Origin of the sequence: Actinoplanes sp. NPDC048791, assembly GCF_040650095.1 — a bacterium.
In the GTDB taxonomy this organism is placed as follows: domain Bacteria; phylum Actinomycetota; class Actinomycetes; order Mycobacteriales; family Micromonosporaceae; genus Actinoplanes.
In genome coordinates this window covers 1-2,336 of record NZ_JBEZGQ010001199.1, presented here as the reverse complement: position 1 = coordinate 2,336, position 2,336 = coordinate 1, and the positions used below count along the sequence as shown (strand labels likewise).

Genomic DNA, 2,336 nt, shown 5'->3' with positions numbered 1-2,336 from the left:
CCGAGCGCGCCGGGGTCGGCGTGCAGAGCCTGGCGGACTTCTGCGCGGCGCCGCCGGAACGCGACGGCCTGGTGATCGGGTACGGCAGCATCCCCACCGACCGCCTCCCCGAGGCACTGCACCGGCTGGCCCGCTGCTTCACCGCCTGAGCCGGATTGGCCCGAACGGTTCGGCGGTCATTGGCACTTCTGCGGCGTACCGATCACCGCCGAAGGTGGAGACCATGAGCGCCGACACTGCCGGGGTCGCCACCACGCTGGCGCGGACCCACCTGGTCAACGCGATCGGGGACGGCGCCTTCTACGTCACGTTCGCGCTGTACTTCACGCACGTGGTCGGGCTGTCCGCGACCCGGTTCGGGCTGGGCATGTCGCTCGCCTGGGGCGCCGGGTTCCTGGCCAGCATGCCGCTGGGCCATTTGGCCGACCGGATCGGCCCTCGTCGCGCGGCGGTCGCCCTGGCGGCGGGCACCGCGGTGGCGGTGGCGGTGCTGCCGGTGGCGCGGGGTTTCCCGGCCTTCCTGGTGGTCATCTGCGCGTACGGCGTCTGCCAGTCCGGCCTGATCGCCGCCCGCCAGGCGCTGCTGACCCGGCTGGTCGAGCCCGCGGAACGGACCCGGGTCCGGGCCCGGCTGCAGTCGCGGATCAACGGCGGGCTGGCCCTGGGCTCGGTCGTCGGCGCGATCGCTCTCGCCCTGGACACCCGGGCGGCGTACGTGACGGTGCTGGCTCTCGACGCCGTCGCGTTCGGGATCGCCGCGCTGCTGCTGAGCCGGCTGCCGGGCGGCACGGCGCCGACGCCGGTGGCCGGGGGCGAGCGGGCGCTGACGGTCCTGCGGGACCGCCCGTACGCGGTGCTGACCCTGCTGAACGCCGTGATGCTGCTCTACATGCCGCTGCTCAGCCTGGTGATTCCGCTGTGGATCGTGGCAGCCACCGAGGCGCCGACGTGGATGGCCGCGGTCGTGCTGGCGCTCAACACGGTCAGCGTGATGCTCCTGCAGATGCGGGTGGCCCGCCGGGTCACCGATGTGTCGTCGGCGGCGCGCACCGTCCGTACCGCCGGGCTGGTGATGCTCGGCGCCTGCGCCGTCTTCGCGCTCACGGACAGCACTCCCTCCCCCGGGCTGACCTGCGCGGTCCTCGTGGTGGCCGGGCTGCTGCAGGTGCTGGCCGAGATGTTGCAGGCCGCCGGCAGCTGGGAACTCAGCTTCGGGCTGGCCCCGGCCGGACGCCACGGCCTCTACCAGGGCATGTACAACAGCGGCATCCCACTGGCCCGGATCCTCGGCCCGGCCGCGCTGACCGGTCTGATCCTCGGGTACGGCGCGACGGGCTGGCTGATCCTGGGCGTCCTGATCGCGGCGGCCGGGCTGGCCACCGTACCGGTGACGCGGTGGGCGGCCCGGCGCCGCCCTGTCGGAATCCTTGCAGAATAATCTCTGCATAAAAGTCTCTGCATGGTCTAGGGTGAGCCCATGACCGACCCTCAGCAGGACCGCCACGTCACCGATCCCGCCGACCTCAAGGCCGTCGCCCACCCGCTGCGGGTGCGCATGCTCGCGCTGTTGCGCCGGCACGGCCCGGCGACCGCCACCGAGCTGGCCCACCGGCTCGACACCGAGACCGGATCCACCAGCTACCACCTGCGCATCCTGGCCAAGCACGGGTTCGTCGCCGAGGCGCCGGCCGAGCCGCAGGAGCGCCGACATCCCCGCGAACGCCGCTGGGCCGCCGTGCACCGCACGACCGGCTGGAGCAACACCCAGCTCGCGGCCACCGACGCCGGCCGGGAAGCGGCCGCGATGATGCGCCGCCGCCAGGTCGAGGTCCTGATCGGCGACGTCGAACGCTTCGAGGCCGAGCAGGACCAGCTCGCCCCGGCGTGGGTCGAGGCCGCGGGCATCGGCGACCTTCAGGTACGGCTGACCGAGACGTCCCTGAGCGAACTCTGGGACCGCTTCTACGCCCACCTCGACGAACTGCGCGCCCGTGACTCCGACGATCCGGCAGCCGCCGTGGTCTCCGTCGTGGTGGCCGGGTTCCCGCGCGCCGCGGACCGATGAACGCCGTCGCGGCCGCGCGCCGCTACGCGTTGCTGAACGCTCTGCTCTGGCTGCCGGCCGGGCTCTACCTGGTCCCCCTGGTCCTGCTGATGCTCGACCGCGGCCTGACGGTGTCGACGATCGCGGTCGTCGGCGTCGCCTACGGCCTCACCATCGCCGTGCTGGAGCTGCCCACCGGCGGGCTGGCCGACGTGCTCGGGCGCCGGCCGGTGCTGATCGCCTCGGCGGTCGCGGGCGCCGCCGGCCTGCTGCTGCTCGGTCTGGCCGACAC

The 2,336-nt window shown here is 73.5% G+C and carries 3 protein-coding genes; all 3 read left to right on the top strand.

From position 1 onward, the window contains the following. The first annotated feature begins 223 nt into the window (after positions 1-223). Complete coding sequence (locus AB0C29_RS44275; protein WP_360833792.1) at positions 224-1,438, top strand: MFS transporter; 1,215 nt, start codon at positions 224-226, stop codon at positions 1,436-1,438. A 39-nt stretch (positions 1,439-1,477) separates the two neighbouring features. Continuing rightward, positions 1,478-2,065, top strand: coding sequence for a helix-turn-helix domain-containing protein (locus tag AB0C29_RS44270; RefSeq protein ID WP_360833791.1), 588 nt, complete (start codon positions 1,478-1,480; stop codon positions 2,063-2,065). Continuing rightward, positions 2,062-2,336 (top strand): MFS transporter (locus AB0C29_RS44265; RefSeq protein ID WP_360833789.1); only part of this gene is annotated, 275 nt, incomplete at its 3' end. The genes AB0C29_RS44270 and AB0C29_RS44265, both read left to right, overlap by 4 nt.

What these genes read in the sequence shown, in the direction of transcription:
- AB0C29_RS44275 (WP_360833792.1), top strand. Translation starts at nt 224, where the DNA reads ATGAGCGCCGACACTGCCGGGGTCGCCACCACGCTGGCGCGGACCCAC.
- AB0C29_RS44270 (WP_360833791.1), top strand. Translation starts at nt 1,478, where the DNA reads ATGACCGACCCTCAGCAGGACCGCCACGTCACCGATCCCGCCGACCTC.